At 63.1% G+C, this 19,227-nt stretch carries 15 protein-coding genes; 11 read left to right on the forward strand and 4 right to left on the reverse strand.

The window, feature by feature from the left end; all coding sequences use genetic code 11:
- Positions 1-135: 135 nt before the first annotated feature.
- Complete coding sequence (locus tag TRIHO_RS20985) at positions 136-597, reverse strand: peroxiredoxin (protein WP_068248449.1); 462 nt, start codon at positions 595-597, stop codon at positions 136-138.
- Positions 598-658: 61 nt separating this feature from the next.
- On the opposite strand from TRIHO_RS20985, the gene TRIHO_RS20990 reads away from it, so the two are divergent.
- The 7 genes from TRIHO_RS20990 (at position 659) to arsJ (ending at position 10,873) form a co-directional block, all read left to right on the forward strand.
- Positions 659-4,150, forward strand: coding sequence for a YhdP family protein (locus tag TRIHO_RS20990; RefSeq protein WP_068248451.1), 3,492 nt, complete (start codon positions 659-661; stop codon positions 4,148-4,150).
- Positions 4,151-4,233: 83 nt separating this feature from the next.
- Complete coding sequence (gene queA, locus TRIHO_RS20995) at positions 4,234-5,283, forward strand: tRNA preQ1(34) S-adenosylmethionine ribosyltransferase-isomerase QueA (RefSeq protein ID WP_068248453.1); 1,050 nt, start codon at positions 4,234-4,236, stop codon at positions 5,281-5,283.
- 279 nt (positions 5,284-5,562) lie between these two features.
- Positions 5,563-6,837, forward strand: a complete 1,275-nt coding sequence (locus tag TRIHO_RS21000; RefSeq protein WP_068248455.1) for an MFS transporter — start codon at positions 5,563-5,565, stop codon at positions 6,835-6,837.
- A 148-nt stretch (positions 6,838-6,985) separates the two neighbouring features.
- The gene (locus TRIHO_RS21005; RefSeq protein WP_068248459.1) at positions 6,986-7,564 is read left to right on the forward strand and encodes a DUF924 family protein; all 579 of its coding nucleotides are present in this window, start codon (positions 6,986-6,988) and stop codon (positions 7,562-7,564) included.
- Between the two features lie 212 nt (positions 7,565-7,776).
- On the forward strand, positions 7,777-8,610 hold the full coding sequence (locus tag TRIHO_RS21010) for an arsenate reductase/protein-tyrosine-phosphatase family protein (RefSeq protein ID WP_068248461.1): 834 nt from the start codon (positions 7,777-7,779) through the stop codon (positions 8,608-8,610).
- Positions 8,607-9,605: an ArsJ-associated glyceraldehyde-3-phosphate dehydrogenase gene (locus tag TRIHO_RS21015; protein WP_068248464.1), complete on the forward strand. Its 999-nt coding sequence runs from the start codon at positions 8,607-8,609 to the stop codon at positions 9,603-9,605. Before TRIHO_RS21010 ends, TRIHO_RS21015 begins: the two co-directional genes overlap by 4 nt.
- Positions 9,602-10,873 (forward strand): organoarsenical effux MFS transporter ArsJ, encoded by a 1,272-nt coding sequence (arsJ, locus tag TRIHO_RS21020; RefSeq protein WP_068248465.1) that lies wholly within the window; start codon positions 9,602-9,604, stop codon positions 10,871-10,873. Before TRIHO_RS21015 ends, arsJ begins: the two co-directional genes overlap by 4 nt.
- 12 nt (positions 10,874-10,885) lie before the next feature.
- Here arsJ and TRIHO_RS24445 read toward each other — a convergent pair whose 3' ends face one another.
- Positions 10,886-11,137 (reverse strand): hypothetical protein, encoded by a 252-nt coding sequence (locus tag TRIHO_RS24445; protein WP_408646209.1) that lies wholly within the window; start codon positions 11,135-11,137, stop codon positions 10,886-10,888.
- On the opposite strand from TRIHO_RS24445, the gene TRIHO_RS24450 reads away from it, so the two are divergent.
- From TRIHO_RS24450 to uvrA, 4 genes are all read left to right on the forward strand, one after another.
- Positions 11,037-11,279, forward strand: coding sequence for a hypothetical protein (locus tag TRIHO_RS24450; RefSeq protein WP_408646208.1), 243 nt, complete (start codon positions 11,037-11,039; stop codon positions 11,277-11,279). The two genes, TRIHO_RS24445 and TRIHO_RS24450, sit on opposite strands and share 101 nt — an antisense overlap.
- A 139-nt stretch (positions 11,280-11,418) precedes the next feature.
- Positions 11,419-12,825, forward strand: coding sequence for a dihydrolipoyl dehydrogenase (gene lpdA, locus TRIHO_RS21030; RefSeq protein WP_068248469.1), 1,407 nt, complete (start codon positions 11,419-11,421; stop codon positions 12,823-12,825).
- 229 nt (positions 12,826-13,054) lie between these two features.
- Positions 13,055-14,239, forward strand: a complete 1,185-nt coding sequence (locus TRIHO_RS21035; RefSeq protein WP_068248471.1) for an MFS transporter — start codon at positions 13,055-13,057, stop codon at positions 14,237-14,239.
- Positions 14,240-14,332: 93 nt separating this feature from the next.
- The gene (gene uvrA, locus TRIHO_RS21040; protein ID WP_068248473.1) at positions 14,333-17,200 is read left to right on the forward strand and encodes an excinuclease ABC subunit UvrA; all 2,868 of its coding nucleotides are present in this window, start codon (positions 14,333-14,335) and stop codon (positions 17,198-17,200) included.
- Between the two features lie 105 nt (positions 17,201-17,305).
- On the opposite strand, the gene mmsB is transcribed toward uvrA, so the two are convergent.
- Both mmsB and TRIHO_RS21050 read right to left on the reverse strand, forming a co-directional pair.
- On the reverse strand, positions 17,306-18,178 hold the full coding sequence (mmsB, locus tag TRIHO_RS21045; RefSeq protein ID WP_068248476.1) for a 3-hydroxyisobutyrate dehydrogenase: 873 nt from the start codon (positions 18,176-18,178) through the stop codon (positions 17,306-17,308).
- Between the two features lie 4 nt (positions 18,179-18,182).
- Positions 18,183-19,226 carry an enoyl-CoA hydratase/isomerase family protein gene (locus TRIHO_RS21050; RefSeq protein ID WP_068248477.1) on the reverse strand — a complete coding sequence of 348 codons (1,044 nt, stop codon included), beginning with the start codon at positions 19,224-19,226 and terminating at the stop codon, positions 18,183-18,185.
- Position 19,227: the final 1 nt, after the last annotated feature.

Below are 19,227 nucleotides of genomic sequence, written 5' to 3' on the forward strand. Positions count from 1 at the left end.
GGGCCGGGCGCGGCCCCCGCCCGGCCCAACGCATCTTGCGATGAGGCTCTGCCTCTGTCGCAATGGGGCGGGAGGCCCCCCCGGTGCCTCAAAGGGGTCGAGTGGGCTGCCTGTGGCGGGCGTGCCGTCGTGAAATCAGAGGGATTTCACCGCTTCCAGCACCTCCTCGACGTGGCCGGGCACTTTGACCTTGCGCCAGATCCGGGCGATCTTGCCCTCGGTGTCGATCAGATAGGTGGCGCGCTCGATCCCCATGCTTTTCTTGCCATACATGTTTTTTTCGACCCAGACGCCATAGTCCACGCAGGTGGTGCCCTCCGCATCGGACAGCAGCGGCACGGTCAGGTCGTGTTTGGCGACAAATTTGTCATGTTTTGCGACGGTGTCACGGGAAATCCCGTAAACTGCCGCGCCGGCATCGGCAAAGGCTTGCAAATGTTCGGAAAAACCGATGGATTCCTTGGTGCAGCCCGGCGTATCATCGCGGGGATAGAAAAAAAGAACGACAACCTGACCCTTCAGGTCCGTCAGGGATACCTCACCACCGCCGTCTCGGGGCAGGGTGAACGCAGGGGCAAGGTCAGAGGGTTCGAGCATGTTTTGGGTCTCCAGACGTTTTCGCGCAAGGTGTCTTGCAAGTGCGAGCCATACATAGATCATGTCCGGCGAAGAAAAAGCAGAGATCGTCGCACCGCCGCAGGAAGATTTGCCGCAATTCGTGACGCCGGCCGATCTGAAGCTGGCACGCCGCCGCAAGCGACTGCGGCGGTTGCGGCGCTGGTCGGTCTGGATGGTGTCGATCGCGGCGGTGGTCGGGATCGGCATTCTGGCGCTGTTTGACAAGCGGATCGACGCCCCCGGCTGGCTGCGCGCCGCGGCAGAAGAGCGGATCGAAGAGCATCTGGGCGGGCTGCAGATTGAATTCGGGGAAATCCAGCTGGTCGTGCGGCGCGGTTGGCGGCCACGGTTGTCGTTGCGCGATGTGGCGCTGTTCTACCCGGACGGCTCGCCCGCGGTCCGGCTGGAGGATGCGCAGGCCGCACTGGCGATGCGGCCGCTGCTGCGCGGTCAGGTCCGGCCCCGCAGCCTGTCGCTGACCGGGCTGTTCGCCACCTTGCAACGGGACAGCGACGGCGCCGTTGCGCTCAGCTTTTCTGGTGGGGGCACACCGTTTCGCGAGGCCGGCAATCTGCCCCAGCTGATCGACGTCTGGGACAGCCAGCTGGAGCTGCCGATCCTTTCGGCCTTGACCCGGGTGGACACCCAGGCGGTGACGCTGCGCTATGAGGATCTGCGGATCGACAAGGCCTGGACCCTGGACGGCGGTTCCGTCCGGTTGGAGCGGGCCGGCGACAGCGTCACCATAGAGGCCGGGTTTTCGGTGCTGAGTGGCCGCGAATTTGCCAGCACGGTCGAGGCGCAATACCGGTCCGACATCGGCAATACGGCAGCGGAATTTTCCGTGGTGGTGGACCAGGTCGCCAGCGCGGATGTCGCCAGCCAGAGCCCGGCCTTCGGCTGGCTGGATGTGCTGCGGGCGCCGATCTCGGGATCGCTGCAAGGGGCGGTGGACAGCAACGGCGCGCTGCTGCCGCTCTCGGCCAGCCTGGAAATCGGCAGTGGCGTCATTCAGCCGAACGACACCCTGAAACCCGTGCCGATCCGGTCGGCCGAAAGCTTTTTCACCTTTGATCCGGCCCGGCAGGAGCTGGCCTTTTCGCGCCTGTCCGTGGACAGCGGCTGGGTCACTGGCGAGATGGAGGGCCGCGCGGAGCTGGTTGGCGTGCGCGATGGCCGCCTGACCGAACTGGTCGGACAGCTTCGGTTTTCCGATCTGCAGGTCAATCCCCTGCGGCTTTATCCGGAGCCGCTGGCCTTTTCCGGGGTGAATGCCGATTTCCGGCTGGAACTTGCGCCGTTTCGCCTGCGGCTTGGCGAAATGCTGATCCAGCGCGACGCGACCAATATCCTGCTGAGCGGTGATATCCGCGCCGGTGCGCAGGGGTGGGACTACGATCTGCAAGGGTCGGCGGATCATCTCGATGTGGAGATGGTGAAGGCCCTCTGGCCACCCTCGGCGCCGCCCAAGCCACGGGAATGGGTGCTGGAGAACGTTCTGCAGGGGGATATTCATGACGCGCAGGTGGCGCTGCGGGGCCGGGATGCGCAAAAGCCCTTTCTGGCGCTGGACCTCGGTTTTGAAAATGGCACCATCCAGTTCAACAAATTCTATCCGGCACTGCAACGGGCCAAGGGCCAGCTGAGCATCTATGGCAGTCGTCTGGTGGCCACCGCGACCGAGGGCTGGCTGACCGCGCGACAGGGGGGCGAGCTGGATCTTGGCGGCAGCTCCTTCATCATCCCGGATACCTCGCTGAAGGATGGCAACAGCATCGGGATCCTGCGGGCACAGGCCGAAGGCGCCGTGCTGGCATCGCTGTCGCTGCTGAACCGGACGCCGCTGGAAGTGCTGGACAAGGTCGGGTTGCCGGTGGATCTGGGATCGGGGCGGATTTCGCTGACCGGCACCGCCTCCCTGCCGCTGCGCGAGAAACTGAACCCGTCGGAGGTGGCCTATCACTATCAGGGTGACCTGCTGAATATTGAAACGTCCCAGTTGGTTCCGGGCCATGTCTTGTCGGCGCCCCGGCTGACGCTGAGCGGTGACAACGACTATGTCGAAGTGTCAGGGCCAGGGTTCTTTTCAGGTCTGCCGGTGAATGCCACCTGGCGGCAGCCGCTGGGACCGACCGAGGCGGATGCCGCTGCAGAGGCGACCGGCGCGGACAGCGAAACGGCGGGCGCGACGGGTTCGGTGGGGGCGGTGGCGGCGCGTGCGGGCCGGGTGACCGGCGACATCGAATTGTCCAGCCGCACCATCGAAACACTGAAGATCGGCCTGCCCGAGGGCGCCGTCAGCGGCACCGGACGGGCGCAATTCGAGGTCACGCTGCCGCCGGGCGAACCGGTCGCCATCGCGGTGTCCAGCGATCTGGCGGGGGTCGGGTTGCGGTTGCCGCAACTGGGGTGGCGCAAGCGTGAGGCCACCGCGGGCCAGCTGTCTTTTTCCACGGTTCTGGACGACACGCCAACGGTGGAGGCGCTGTCGCTGGACACCAGCGGCTTGCGTCTGGACGGGCGGGTGACGCTGAAGCCTGACGGGGGCCTGGACACCGCAGAGCTGTCGTCGGTCTCGCTCGATGGGTGGTTGCAAGGGGCGGTCACGCTGACCGGCCGGGGGGCGGCCACGCCTCTCATCGCGATGTCGGGCGGGCGACTGGATCTGCGGCGCGCCCCCTTCAGCAGCAGTGACGGCGCCGGGGGCACCAGCGCTGGCAATACCCCCATCACCCTGGCACTGGACCGTTTGCAGGTGACCGATGATATCGCCCTGTCACGGTTTCGCGGCCGGTTCGACACCCAGGGCGGGTTCAACGGCTCTTTCACCGGTAATCTCAATACGTTGACGCCGGTCGAAGGTGTGGTGGTGCCCCAGGACGGTGGCATCGCGATGCGGGTCCGGTCGCAGGATGCCGGCGGGGTGTTCCGCTCTGCCGGGGTGATCCGGCACGCCTATGGCGGCAGTTTCGAGATGACGATGATCCCGGCGCAAAAGACCGGCGAATACAACGGTCAGGTGCTGGTCAAGAATATCCGCATCAAACGGGCCCCGGCGATTGCCGCGCTGATCAATTCGCTCAGCCTGGTGGGGCTGTTTGATGAACTGGCGGGGCAGGGCATCCTGTTCACGGCGGTGGAGGCGGATTTCCGGCTTGGGCCGCGCTATCTGACGTTGAATTCCTCGTCGGCGGTCGGGCCGTCCATCGGGCTGTCGCTGGACGGGATTTATGATCTGACCAGCAGCAGCATGAACATGCGCGGGGTGCTGTCGCCGATCTATCTGATCAATGTGGTCGGCAGCGTGCTGACCCGCAAGGGCGAGGGTTTGTTCGGATTTTCCTTCACCCTGAAGGGCACGGCGGATGATCCCAAGGTGGCCGTCAACCCGCTGTCCGCTATTGCGCCGGGCTTCCTGCGCGAGATGTTCCGGGGCAGCCAGCCCACGGCGCCGGGCGCCACCGAGCCGGAAACCGGGCCCACCCTTGAGGAGCTGCGACAGGAGCGCAAGGAGCGCCAGGACCGGCGCTAGCCCACCGGGCCAATGCGGCCGGGACCCCGATGGGCAACAGGGAGCCATGGACATTTGTCCTGCACCGCAGTATCGCGCGATTCATGAAACTGAGTGATTTTGATTTCGACCTGCCAGAGGATCTGATTGCGACGCGGCCTGCCGTGCCGCGGTCTTCGGCGCGTCTGCTGGTGGCCGAACAGGACCGCCTGAGTGATGCGCGGGTCAGCGACCTGACGCAATGGCTGCGCCCCGGCGACCGGCTGGTGTTGAACGACACCCGGGTGATCCCGGCCCGGCTGAGCGGGCAGCGCCACCGCCTGTCCGCCCAGGGCCCGGTCGCGGCCCGGATCGAGGTGACGCTGCTGGAGCCGCAGGCCGATGGGGCCTGGACCGCGCTGCTCAAGCCGTTGAAAAAGATCAAACCGGGCGAGGAAATCGTCTTTGGTGCCGACCTTCGGGCCGAGCTGGTCGCGGTCATCGACGGCCAGGTGCGATTGCAGTTCAATCTGACGGGCGAGGATTTCGACGCCGCCCTGTCGGAGGCGGGCGCGATGCCCTTGCCGCCCTATATCGCCGCCAAACGGCCGGCGGATGCGCAGGACAAGACGGACTACCAGACGGTCTGGGCGAAACACGCCGGTGCCGTCGCCGCCCCGACCGCATCGCTGCACTTTGACGCGCCGTTGCTGGAGGCACTGGCGGACATGGGGGTGGCATTCACCTATGTAACGCTCCATGTCGGGGCCGGGACCTTTCTGCCGGTCAAGGTGGAGGATGTCACCACCCACAAGATGCATGCCGAGTGGGGCCAGGTGTCGCAAACGGCCGCCGAAGAAATCTCCGAAACGCGCGCTGCCGGGCATCGGGTGATCCCGGTGGGGACAACCGCGCTGCGGCTGATCGAAAGCGCGGCGCGCGCGACCGGTGCCATCGCCCCCTGGGAGGGCGAGACCGACATCTTTATCTACCCTGGTTTCACCTTTCGGGTGGCGGATGCGCTGATGACGAATTTCCACCTGCCGAAATCCACCTTGATGATGCTGGTCTCGGCGCTGATGGGACAGGAGCGGATGCGGCAGGTCTATGCCCATGCGGTGCAGGAACGGTATCGGTTCTTTTCCTATGGCGATGCATCGCTGTTGTTTCCGTGACGCCCGGCGGCATGGATCGCGCCCGCTCCACAGAGCGGGGTTTGACCGATCAAACAACTGTGGAAAGGTCGCCCCGACGACATTGCGAGTCGGAAACGCCGGGCCGCACGCGCCACATTAAGCTGATGTAGGGGGCGCGGGCGCGCAGGCAGAGGTCTGCACGCCACCCTTACGAGACAACCGGTCATCGGCAAGACACCGCCATGACCGGGCATTTTTCTTTTCCCGCGGGCGCGTTGCTGGCGGGCTCCTGACAAAGATCGAAGGAGACGAGACGACATGTTCCAAGTTCTGTCAAGCGCCTGGGCGCTGCTGCTGGGGATCGGGCTGCTGATGCTGGGCAACGGGTTGCAGGGGACGCTGCTGGGCGTCCGCGGCGGCATTGAAGGCTATTCGAGCTTTACCATGTCGCTGGTGATGTCCACCTATTTTGTCGGGTTGCTGATCGGGTCCTGGATGGCCCCTGGGATGATCCGTCGCGTCGGCCATGTGCGGGTCTTTGCGGCGTTGGCCTCGTTGATTTCGGCGGTGATGGTGATCTATCCGGCGTTGCCCAACCCGATTGTCTGGATGGTCGGCCGGCTGGTCGTGGGGTTCTGTTTCTCGGGCGTGTATGTGACGGCCGAGAGCTGGCTGAACAATGCCGCCGACAATGAAAACCGGGGCAAGGCGCTGTCGCTTTACATGGTGGTGATGACGCTGGGGCTGGTCGCAGCGCAGGGGTTCATCCTGATCGGGGATCCGGCGGGCTATCTGCCATTTGTCATCGCCTCGATCGCGGTTTCGATCTCTTTCGCGCCGATTTTGCTATCGATTTCACCGACACCGGCCTTTGGCACCACCAAGCGGATGACCCTGCGCCAGCTGATGGAGGCGTCGCCCCTGGGCTGTGTCGGCATGTTCCTGATCGGCGGTGTCTTTGCGGCCCAATTCGGCATGTCGGCGGTTTACGCAACCGAAATCGGGCTGAAGCTGCATCAGGTCTCGCTCTTTGCTGCCAGTTTCTATCTTGGGGCGCTGTTCTTTCAGTTCCCGCTGGGCTGGCTGTCGGACCGGATGGACCGACGCGTTCTGGTGATCTTTGTGGCCGGCACCGCCTCGGCGGCGTCGATCATGGCGATGATCCTCGGCAACAACTTCACTTTGCTGCTGGCGTCCTCCTTTGTGATCGGTGGGCTGGTCAATCCGCTCTATTCGCTGCTGCTGGCGCATACCAACGACTTTTTGGAACATGACGACATGGCGGCGGCCTCGGGGGGGCTGTTGTTCATCAACGGGCTGGGGGCCTCGACCGGGCCGCTGATCATCGGTTGGCTGATGACGGATGCGGTCTTTGGGCCCAATGGGTTCTTTCTGTTCATGGCGGTCTTGCTGGGGGTGATGGTTGTCTATGCGGCCTATCGTTCGACGCAGCGTGCCACTATCCCGGTCGAGGAAACCGGCAGCATGGCCGCGATGAGCCCGACGGCGACCACGGTCGCGGTCGAGGTCGCGCAGGAATATGCCATCGACACCGAGCTGGAAGAGCAGGAAAGCGCTGCCAACTCCGCCTGATAGCGCGATCATGCCGAAAATTCTGTCCCCCGATCACGAAATTCCTCCGGGGGGCAGGATTTGTAACCTAACGTCACTTGTACTTGGCAGGTGAATCAGGGTCATCTGGGGCTGTAGTGTTCCTTTTACAGCCGGTGGAGAAAAGCCAATGGCAGGCCCCGAAGAGATACTGGAATTCTGGCTCGACGACGTCGGAGAAAGTGGCTGGTATCGCCAAGACGACGCGCTCGACGCGGAAATCCGCAGCAGGTTCGAAGAGACCTGGACCCTCGCCAGCGAAGGCAACTTTTCTCTCTGGCTGACCTATCCCAGCGGTGTGCTGGCCTATATCATCCTGATGGACCAGTTCCCGCGCAATATGTTCCGCGGCGCGGGCAAGGCCTTTGCCACCGACCATCCGGCGCTGGCGGCGGCCAAGGCGGCGGTGGATCGCAAATGGGATCTGCGTATCGATGAGCCGGCGCGTCAGTTCTTTTACCTGCCGATGATGCATTCCGAGAGCCTGTGTGATCAGGACCGCTGCGTGCGCCTGATGCACGAGCGGCTGCCGAAAACCGGTGGCTCCAACCTGCTGCACGCACGCGCCCACCGCGAGGTTATTCGCCTCTTCGGTCGCTTCCCCTACCGCAACGACGCGCTGAGCCGGTCCAGCACTGCGCCAGAGCGCGATTATGTCGATGCTGGCGGCTATGTCACAACCGTGCGGGAGCTTCAGGCCATCGCCTGAGCCCCCCATATCAACCCAGATCCGACGCCATGCGGTAAGGTGATCTGACAATCGGCCCGGAGCGTTGCAACCGCTCGGGGCCGTTTTTGTGACCGGTCGCGCGCGCGGGCGGCGTGCCACCTGGGCCACCGGGGTGTCCTGCCATCGGTGCGGCCGTGCTGTCATGAAAATTTCACTTTGTCGGCGCTCCACAATTCAGTATTCCATGAAATATGGAAAAAGAAATTCCCGACCAACTGGCCACGCTGGGCCACCCGCAAAGACTGGCGCTGTTTCGGCTGCTGATGCGGCGCTTTCCCGACCGGGTTCCGGCGGGCGAACTGGCCTCCGTGCTCGGCATCAAGGCGAGCACCATGTCAACCTATCTGTCCGCCCTGACGCGGCACCAGCTGGTGGAACAGCAGCGGGCAGGGACCTCCATTCTCTACGCGATCAATATGACCACAGTGCAACGGCTGTTTGGCTATCTGTTTAGCGATTGCTGCCGTGGGCGCCCCGACATTTGTATGGATTTCAGCACAGGACCTGCTCCAATGACGGACCGGAAATACAACGTTCTTTTTATCTGCGTGGGAAATTCCGCGCGCTCCATTTTTGCCGAGTCGATCCTGCGCAAATCCGCAGGGGATCGGTTCAATGTCTTTTCGGCGGGCACCCGTCCGGGGTCACAACTGAACCCGTTTGCGGTGCAGGTTCTAAAGGACAAGGGACACGACATTTCGCCGCTGCGGTCCAAGGATGTATCAGAGTTTTCACAGGCAAATGCCCCGCATTTTGATTTTGTGTTCACTGTTTGCGATCAGGCGGCGAACGAGGAATGTCCCGCTTGGGAGGGGCAGCCGTTGACCGGTCATTGGGGGTTGCCCGATCCGGTCAAGGCCGAAGGAAACGATGCGCAAAAGGCCCTGGCGTTTCAGGAATCCTATGGTGCGCTGAAGCATCGGATCGACCTTTTTACCGCGCTCAACGTGGACCCGCTGAGCCGCCTGGCCCTGCAACACGCCATTGATGACATCGGCCGCTCCGGCGCGGAGGTGGGCGCATGACCACCTACGCATTGAACGGTCTTGGCCGCATGGGCAAGCTCGCCCTGAAACCGCTGTTGCAACGGGGGGCCAACATCGCCTGGATCAACGATGCGGTCGGCGATCCTGAGATGCACGCGCATCTGCTGGAGTTCGACACGGTACATGGCCGGTGGGCAGCAGAGTTTTCTCATGACGCAGAGAGCGTGACCATCGACGGCACGCGGCTGCCATTTGTCGGCGCAAAGGCGATTTCCGATCTGCCGCTGGCGGGCGTCGACGTGGTGATTGACTGCACTGGCGTGTTCAAAATCGAGGCCAAGCTGGCGCCCTATTTCGACGCTGGTGTGAAAAAGGTGGTGGTCTCTGCGCCCGTCAAGGACGGCAATGCGGCCAATATCGTCTATGGCATCAACAGTGAAACCTATGATCCGGTGCAACACCGGATCGTTACGGCCGCGTCCTGCACCACCAATTGCCTGGCGCCGTTGGTGAAGGTCGTGCACGAGACCTTTGGCATCAAACACGGCTCGATCACCACGATCCATGACGTGACCAACACCCAGACCATCGTTGACCGGCCGGCAAAGGATCTGCGGCGGGCACGTTCGGCGCTCAATTCGCTGATCCCGACCACGACCGGCTCTGCCACGGCGATCACGCTGATCTATCCGGAGCTGACGGGACGGCTGAATGGCCATGCGGTGCGGGTGCCGCTGCTGAACGGGTCGCTGACCGATTGCGTCTTTGAGCTCCAGCGCGAGACCACTGCCGAAGAGGTCAACGCCGCCTTTGAGGCCGCAGCCAATGGGGCGCTCAAGGGGATCCTCGGTTACGAGACCCGCCCGCTGGTGTCGACCGACTACACCAACGACCCCCGCAGCGCGATCATCGACGCGCCATCCACCATGGTCATCAACGGCACGCAGCTGAAGGTCTATGCCTGGTACGACAACGAATGGGGCTATGCGCATCGTCTGGCGGATGTGGCGCTGATGGTCGGAGCCTCGGTGTGACTGCCGCGTCCCGTCCCGAAGGCCTGTCCGCCTATATCGCCGTAACCGCCGCCTATTGGGCCTTTATGCTGACCGATGGGGCGCTGCGGATGTTGGTGCTGTTGCATTTCCACACGCTGGGCTTCAGCCCGGTCCAGCTGGCCTATCTCTTTGTTCTCTACGAGGTGGCGGGCATGGTCACCAATCTCGCCGCCGGCTGGATCGCGGTGCGGTTTGGTCTGACCTCGACGCTTTATGCCGGGTTGGCGTTGCAGGTCGTGGCGCTGCTGGCGCTGACGCAGCTCGACCCCAGCTGGAGCATCGCGCTGTCGGTAGGCTTTGTCATGTGTGTGCAGGGCCTGTCAGGGGTGGCCAAGGACCTGGCCAAGATGTCATCGAAATCGGCGGTCAAGCTGTTGGCGCCCTCCGGCGACGGCGGCCTGTTTCGCTGGGTGGCGGTGCTGACCGGATCCAAGAACGCGGTCAAGGGGCTGGGCTTTCTGCTGGGCGCGGCGCTGTTGGCCGTCTTTGGCTTCGTCTGGGCCGTGCTTGCCATGGCCGTCGTGCTGGGCGCGATCCTGCTGGCGGTGGTTCTGTTCATGCCCGTGGGTCTGCCCAAGGGCCGCAAGGGCACCAAATTCTCCGAGATCTTTTCCAAATCCGCCAATGTGAACTGGCTGTCGGCGGCGCGCGTGTTTCTGTTTGGTGCCCGCGATGTCTGGTTCGTGGTCGGGATCCCGATCTATTTCTACGCGGTGCTGTCTGATGGCACGGAAGAGGGCAACCGGGGCGCATTTTTCATCATCGGGACGTTTATGGCGGTCTGGGTGATCCTCTACGGAATGGTGCAGGCCAGCGCGCCGAAGATCCTGCGTGCCGCTGCCCGTCCCGAGGCCGAATTGATCCGGGCCGCCCGCACCTGGGCGCTGGCCCTTGTCGTCGTGCCGGCCGGGTTGACGCTGGCGCTGGCCCTGTCGCCGACGCCACAGCCCTGGCTGACGGGGACGCTTGTGGCGGGGCTCTTGGCGTTTGGTGCGCTCTTTGCGGTGAATTCGTCACTGCATTCCTACCTGATCCTCGCGTTTTCCCGATCCGAGCGTGTGACGATGGATGTCGGGTTTTACTATATGGCCAATGCCGGCGGTCGGCTGACGGGCACGCTGCTGTCGGGCCTGACCTACCAGATTGGCGGGTTGACGCTGGTTATGGGCACCTCGGCGGTGCTGGTGGCATTGGCGGCGCTGACCTCCGGCCGGTTGAGCGATCAAAACAGCGCGGTGACGGTCTGAATGTTTTGAACGCTACCTGAGCGTCCGGGCCGGACTGGCGATAATCGTCGGGGTGCTGATCGGGCAGGGCGCGCCCTGGCTGGTTAGTGCCATTGCCGCGACCGAGGTCGCCAGTGTGGCCCGGGTGGTGGCAGTGCAGATCTGGGCGATGGTCGATCCGATGATGGTCGGCGTGGAGTGTGGCGCCGTGGCCCGTGTGGCGCGCCAGCCCAAGGGGCTGCTGGTGACATTGGTGGTCAACTGGTTGATCAAACCCTTCAACATGGCGCTGGTGGCCTTTGCCAATCGAACCCGCGCCAGGTTTCCGGAGCCTCTGCCCTGCCACAGGTGGGTGCGGATCAGATTCCGGCGACGTTTTGCCCGCCAGAGGGATTTCTGTTTTACGGCAAGGCCAGGCTGTTGCTAGGCTCAATGTGCATAAATCAACCGCTCTCTGGCGGCAACTTCCCGCAGGGTGCGCCTGGCATCGCGTTGGGTTGTTGCGGCCTGCAGGAAATTAGTTTAACGGTGAACTAGTTTTGGATCTTTGTTCATGAGGGAACACAATGGCCGCAGCATCCTATGACGTGATCGTAATTGGCGCAGGACCGGGGGGCTATGTCGCCGCCATTCGGGCCTCCCAGCTCGGGCTGAAGACCGCCGTGGTCGAGCGCGACCACCTTGGGGGCATCTGCCTGAACTGGGGCTGTATCCCGACCAAGGCGCTTTTGCGCTCTTCGGAAGTATTCCACCTGATGGAGCGCGCCAAGGAGTTCGGCCTGAAGGCGGACAACATCGGCTATGATCTTGACGCGGTGGTCAAACGCTCGCGCGGGGTGGCCAAGCAGCTGTCGGCCGGCGTCAAGGGCCTGCTGAAAAAGCACAAGGTCGATGTCTTTATGGGCGCCGCCAAAATCCCCGCCAAGGGCAAGGTCGCGGTCAAGACTGAGACCGGCAACGAAGAGCTGAGCGGCAAGAACATCATCGTCGCCACCGGCGCGCGGGCGCGCGAACTGCCCGGACTTGAGGCCGATGGCGATCTGGTCTGGACCTACAAGCACGCGCTCGATCCCAAGCGGATGCCGAAAAAACTGCTGGTCATTGGCTCCGGTGCCATCGGTATCGAATTTGCCAGCTTTTACAACACGCTCGGCTCTGACACGACAGTCGTCGAAGTGATGGACCGCGTGTTGCCGGTCGAAGACGAGGAAATCTCGAAATTTGCCAAGAAGAAATTCGAAAAGCAGGGCATGAAAATCATGCAAAAGGCGATGGTCAAACAGCTTGACCGCGCGCCCTCTGCGTCTGGTGGCAAGGTCACCGCCCATATCGAGGTGGGCGGCAAGATCGAGAAACACGACTTCGACACGGTGATTTCCGCCGTCGGGATCGTCGGCAATGTTGAAGGCCTGGGGCTGGAAGAGCTGGGTGTCAAGATCGACCGCACCCATGTGATTACGGATGAATACTGCTTCACCGGGATCGACGGCCTCTATGCCATCGGTGATATCGCCGGGGCGCCCTGGTTGGCGCATAAAGCCAGCCACGAAGGCGTCATGGTGGCAGAGCTGATCGCGGGCAAACACGCCCATCCGGTCAAACCCGAAAGCATCGCGGGCTGCACCTATTGTCACCCGCAGGTGGCCTCTGTCGGCTATACCGAAGCCAAGGCCAAGGAGCTGGGCTACGAGATCAAGGTGGGGCGCTTTCCGTTCATCGGCAACGGCAAGGCGATTGCCCTGGGCGAGCCTGAGGGGCTGATCAAGACCATCTTTGACGCAAAAACCGGCGAGCTGCTGGGCGCGCATATGGTGGGTGCGGAAGTGACCGAGCTGATCCAGGGCTATGTGGTCGGTCGCCAGCTGGAGACCACCGAAGAGGACCTGATGAACACCGTCTTCCCGCATCCGACCCTGTCGGAGATGATGCATGAAAGCGTTCTGGACGCGTTTGACCGGGTCATTCACATCTGATCCAGGACGGTCGTCCGCGCCGGGTTGCGCGTGCAACAGACACATCAGACCAAGGTCAACAGCCGGGTGCAGCCGTCGCGCCCGGCTGTTTTCGTCTGTGCGTCTTCAGTGGCCCATTCAGGGTGCTCTGGGGGCTTTGTGTGGGTACAAAATACTTCCGCCCGATGCTGGTCACGCTGAAATTGCTCCACTAGGTTGACGCCTCGGATCAAGGGCGCGGGGCGAGCAGATGGATCAGCAGCAGACGGGTGGAAACTGGGGCATGATTGCGCTGGTCTGGATCGCGGGTCTTGGTGCGGCGGCGCAATATGGGAAGATCGGCGTGGTGTTCGACCGCTTGCCCGAGCTATATCCCGATGTTGGCGCTGCCCTTGGCTGGACCGTTTCGCTGGTCGGGGTGATCGGCATCGTCTTTGGCGTGGTGGCAGGGCTGTTCGTCGCCGCCTTCGGCTATCGCCGCACGCTGGTCTGCTGCCTCTGGCTGGGGGCGGCGATGTCGGCGCTTCAGGTGCTGGCGCTGCCGTTTGGCCTATTCCTGGCGACCCGGGTGGTGGAGGGGATCTCTCATCTCGGGATCGTGGTGGCAGGGCCGACGCTGATGGCGATCCTGGCGACGGGCCCCGCGCGCGGCGTGGCGCTGACGATCTGGAGCACGTTTTTCGGCGTTTCCTTTGCTTTGCTGAGCTGGCTGGGTCTGCCGCTGGTCGAGGCCCAGGGCGTGCGGGCGCTGTTTGCGGCCCATGCGGTAATCATGGTGGGGCTGGCGGTGATCCTGCACCGCGCGCTGCGGGATCTGCCCGTGCCGGCGCGCACGGCATTTCCAAAACTGCGCGCCCTGCCGGCACTGCATCTGGGGATCTACCGGTCGCCGTTCAAGCTGGCTCCGGCGGCGGGCTGGCTGTTCTATACCAGCTGTTTCCTGGCCATTCTGACGCTGCTGCCGCCGTTTGTCCCGGCTGAGGCGCGCGTGTTCGTGATGGGGGCGATGCCGCTGGTGTCGATCGCGGTGTCGATGAGCCTTGGCGTGGTGTTGCTGCGCGTTCTGCCCGGGGTCCGGCTGGTACAGATCGGGTTTCTGCTCTGTGCGGTGACGATGCTCTGGCTCTGGGTCAGCCCGGGGGACTGGCGGGCCTGTCTTGCATTGGCGGCGGCCTTTGGGCTGGTGCAGGGCGCCAGCTTTGCCGCCGTGCCGCAGTTGAACGCGACTGCCGCGGACCAGTCCGAGGCAAATGGCGCGATGTCCCAGGCGGGCAATCTGGGCAACGGGATCGGCACGCCGCTGCTGGTCGCGGTCATCGCAACTGGCGGTTATAGCGCCATGATCCTGACGGTGGCGGCGTTGCTTTTTGCGGGCGCAGTTGTGCATCAAATCCTTGCAAGCCAGCGGGGCGGCAGGCCGGCCGTGGCAGGCTGAGCAAGAGAATCTTCACGTTCTCCTTACGTTCTGTCTTTTTTCTTGGAGTCTCGCAAACGCTCGCCTATGTGTTAGGCAAAGTTTGAGGGTGATATGGCTGAGTTGAAGAAGATCGAAGTCCGTGGGGCGCGCGAACATAATCTGAAAAACATCGACGTCGACATTCCGCGCGACGAATTGGTGGTGATTACGGGTCTGTCTGGTTCTGGCAAGTCAAGCCTGGCGTTTGACACGATCTATGCCGAAGGGCAGCGGCGCTATGTCGAATCCCTCAGCGCCTATGCGCGCCAGTTCCTCGACATGATGGAAAAGCCCGACGTGGATCACATCTCTGGCCTGTCGCCTGCGATCTCCATCGAGCAGAAAACCACCTCGAAGAACCCGCGCTCCACCGTTGGCACGGTGACGGAGATCTACGACTACATGCGCCTGCTGTTCGCCCGCGCAGGCACGCCCTACAGCCCCGCCACCGGTCTGCCCATCGAAGCACAGCAGGTGCAGGATATGGTCGACCGGATCATGGCGCTGGAGGAGGGCACCCGCGGGTATCTGCTGGCCCCCATCGTGCGCGACCGCAAGGGCGAGTACAAAAAAGAGATGCTGGAGCTGCGCAAGCAGGGCTTTCAGCGGGTGAAGGTCGATGGCGCGTTCCATGATCTCGACACGCCCCCGACCCTCGACAAGAAATTCCGCCATGACATTGATGTGGTGGTGGACCGGCTGGTGGTGAAAGAGGGGCTGGAGACGCGGCTGGCGGATTCCCTGCGCACCGCGCTGGATCTGGCCGACGGCATCGCCATTCTGGAAACCGCCCCGCGTGAAGGCGACCCGGAGCGGCTGACGTTTTCGGAAAACTTCGCCTGTCCCGTCAGTGGTTTCACCATTCCCGAGATCGAGCCGCGGCTGTTTTCCTTTAACGCGCCTTTTGGGGCCTGTCCGTCCTGTGACGGGCTGGGGGTGGAGCTGTTTTTTGACGAACGTCTGGTGGTGCCGGATCAGACGCTCAAGGTCTATGATGGAGCGCTGGCGCCCTGGCGCAAAGGCAAATCGCCCTATTTCCTGCAGACCATCGAGGCCATCGCGCGCCATTATGAGTTCGACAAGAACACCCCCTGGAAGGATCTGCCGGCCCATGTCCAGCAGGTGTTCCTGTTCGGATCCGGCGATGAGGAGCTGGAATTCCGGTATGATGAGGGCGGGCGGGTCTATAATGTCACGCGGGTGTTCGAGGGGGTGATCCCCAATATGGAACGCCGCTACCGCGAGACGGATTCCAGCTGGGTGCGAGAAGAATTCGAACGCTACCAGAACAACCGCCCCTGCGGCACCTGCGAGGGCTACCGGCTGCGCGAAGAGGCTCTGGCGGTCAAGGTGGGCGGCCTGCATGTGGGTCACGTGGTTGAAAAGTCGATCCGCGAGGCCTTGGCCTGGATCGAGGATGTGCCCAACCACCTGACCGCGCAAAAGCAGGAAATCGCCCGCGCCATCGTCAAGGAAATCCGCGAGCGGCTTGGCTTTCTCAACAATGTCGGGCTGGAATATCTGACGCTGTCACGGGCGGCGGGCACGCTTTCGGGCGGCGAAAGCCAACGCATCCGGTTGGCCAGTCAGATTGGCTCGGGGCTGACGGGGGTTCTTTATGTGTTGGACGAGCCGTCCATCGGTTTGCACCAGCGCGACAACGACCGGCTGATCACAACGCTGAAAAACCTGCGCGATCAGGGCAATACCGTGATCGTGGTGGAACATGACGAGGATATGATCCGCCAGGCCGACTATGTGTTCGACATCGGGCCGGGGGCCGGGGTGCATGGCGGCCAGGTGATCAGCCATGGCACGCCTGACACCATCATCAACGATCCCGGTTCGCTGACCGGGCAATATCTGGCCGGCACCCGCGAGATCGCGGTGCCTGCGACGCGGCGCAAGGGCAACAAGAAAAAGATCAAGGTGGTCAAGGCCAGCGGCAACAACCTCAAGGATGTGACGGCCGAATTCCCGTTGGGCAAATTCGTCTGCGTGACCGGGGTTTCCGGCGGCGGCAAATCGACCCTGACGATTGAGACATTGTTCAAGACCGCCTCCATGCGCCTGAACGGGGCGCGTCAGACGCCTGCGCCCTGCGAAACCATCAAGGGGTTGGAGCATCTCGACAAGGTCATCGACATCGACCAGCGCCCGATCGGACGCACACCACGGTCCAACCCGGCGACCTATACCGGCGCCTTTACCCCGATCCGCGACTGGTTCGCCGGTCTGCCGGAATCCAAGGCGCGCGGCTATAAACCGGGGCGGTTTTCGTTCAACGTCAAGGGCGGGCGCTGCGAGGCCTGTCAGGGCGATGGGGTGCTGAAAGTCGAAATGCACTTTCTGCCGGATGTCTATGTGACCTGCGAAACCTGCCATGGCGCCCGCTACAACCGCGAAACGCTGGAGATCAAGTTCAAGGGCAAGAGTATCGCCGATGTGCTTGATATGACGGTCGAAGATGCGCAGACGTTTTTCGCCGCCGTGCCGACGATCCGCGACAAGATGGACGCGCTGATGCGGGTTGGTCTTGGGTATATCAAGGTCGGCCAGCAGGCCACGACCCTGTCAGGGGGCGAGGCGCAGCGGGTGAAACTGTCCAAGGAACTGGCCAAGCGCTCCACCGGGCGAACGCTTTATATTCTCGACGAGCCGACTACGGGTCTGCATTTCGAGGATGTGCGCAAGCTTTTGGAAGTGTTGCACGAACTGGTCGAGCAGGGCAATTCCGTGGTGGTGATCGAACATAACCTCGACGTGATCAAGACGGCCGATTGGCTGATTGATATCGGTCCCGAAGGTGGCGATGGCGGCGGCGAAATCGTTGCTGTGGGCACGCCGGAAAAGGTCGCTCAGGAACCGCGCAGCCACACCGGGTATTATCTGAAATCGATGCTGTCGGCGCAGGCCAAGAAAAAGGTCGCGGCGGAGTAATCTGTCTGGGCCCGGCCCATGGGGTGCATGGGTAGGGCCGGATCTGTGACGCATGCCTTGAGCCCACCGTTTTCGGGAGGGCTCAAGGTGGGTCAACGCGGGGCGTCAGCTGCGGCCACGCTCTTCGAAACGAGGCAGCATCGCCGAGAAATCCTTGCCCAAGCCGCCTTCGTGTTCGACGAATTGCGTGTAGAGCGCTTCGGCCAGTTTGCCCATCGGGGTATCCGCGTCAGACCCTGCCGCCGCCTGTTGCGACAACCGCAGGTCCTTGAGCATCAATTCCGCCGCGAAGCCGGGTTTATAGTCGTTGTCGGCCGGCGAATTCGGGCCGACGCCCGCTGCCGGGCAATAGGCGTTCATCGACCAGCTGTAGCCCGACGAGGTCGACACCACGTCGAACATCCGGTCCCGGTCGAGGCCAAGCTTGTCGGCCAGGGCAAAGGCCTCGCAGGTGGCGATCATCGTCACGCCAAGGATCATGTTGTTGCAGATCTTCGCCGCTTGTCCCGCCCCGGAGGTGCCGCAATGCACCGCCTTCTGCCCCATCACGTCGAACAGCGGCGCCGCCATGGCAAAAGCCGCCTTTGACCCGCCGGCCATGAAGGTCAGCGTCCCCGCGGCCGCACCGCCGACGCCGCCCGATACCGGGGCATCCACGGGCAGCAGCCCGGCCAGATCCGCCTGTCTGGCCACCTCGCGGGCGCTGTCGACATCGACCGTAGAGCAGTCGAGGAAAGCCGCGCCTTTGGTCATCGCGGGAATGATCTCCGCCGCGACATGGCGCAGGATCTGACCGTTCGGCAGCATGGTGATGACCACCTGCGCGTCAGTGGCGGCCTCTGCGGCGGTGCGGGCCAGGGCAACCCCCTCGATGTGGACCTCGGCCATGTCGAAACCAAGAACCTCATGCCCGGCCTTGGCCAGGTTGGCGGCCATTGGTCCGCCCATGTTGCCAAGCCCGATAAATCCGATCTTCATGCGTTTACTCCTCCTCAAACGTCAATGCGTCGGGCCCCAGGGGCATCAGCATCTGACTGACGGCGACGGCGGGCACGGTGCCGTCGGCGTATTGCCATTTTGGTGACTTGTCCTTGTCGATGATCAAGGCGCGCACCCCCTCCAGCAGATCGCCCCGGTCCATCGCGCGGTAGGTGAACCGGTATTCCAGATCCAGGGCGCTGCGCATCGTCGTGGTCTGGCTGCGCAGCCGATGGACCATCTCCACCGTGGCGGCCACCGACAGGGGCGCGCCGCGCGACAGGGATTTCAGGCTGTCAGTCGCAAAAGCATCCTCGCGCCCCTTGAGAACGGTCAGAATGTCGCTTGCGGTCTCGCCGGCGAAACAGGCGTCGATATCCGCTTGCATCGCCGCAAGCGGGCTATCGGTTGGTGCGGGCCGGGCGGCGGCCTCTAGGGCTGTGATCTCGCCGCTGCGTTCCAGGGTCGCGATCAGCTCCGGCCACTGGTCCTCGGGAATGTAGTGGTCGGCAAAGCCCGCAAACAGCGCATCGGCGGCTGTCATCCGATAGCCGGTGGTGCCGAGATACTCGCCGATCCGTCCGGGGGCCAGCGCCAGAATCAGCGATCCGCCCACATCCGGCACCAGTCCGATGCCGCATTCGGGCAGGGCGATCCGGGCGCTGTCGCCGACGATGCGATGGGTGCCGTGACAGCCGATGCCGACGCCGCCGCCCATGGTGAAACCTTGCAGGAAGCTGACCACCGGTTTGGGGTATTCAAAGATCCGCGCGTTCATCCGGTATTCGTCGCGCCAGAATTTGCGGCCATAGGCAAGGTTGCCCTGGCGCCCGGACTGATAAAGCGCGGCAATGTCGCCGCCGGCACAGAATGCCTTGTCGCCGGCCGCGTCCAGCAGGATCAGGGCAACCCGGTCGTCATCGGCCCAGTCTTTCAGCGCGGCGTCGATGGCCAGGCACATGTCATAGGTCAGCGCGTTCAGGGCCTTTTCGCGGGTCAGGGTGATCCGGCCCGCGCGGCCTTCGATACGGATGTGAATGTCGCTCATT

It is taken from the genome of Tritonibacter horizontis, assembly GCF_001518015.1.
Classification (GTDB): domain Bacteria; phylum Pseudomonadota; class Alphaproteobacteria; order Rhodobacterales; family Rhodobacteraceae; genus Epibacterium; species Epibacterium horizontis.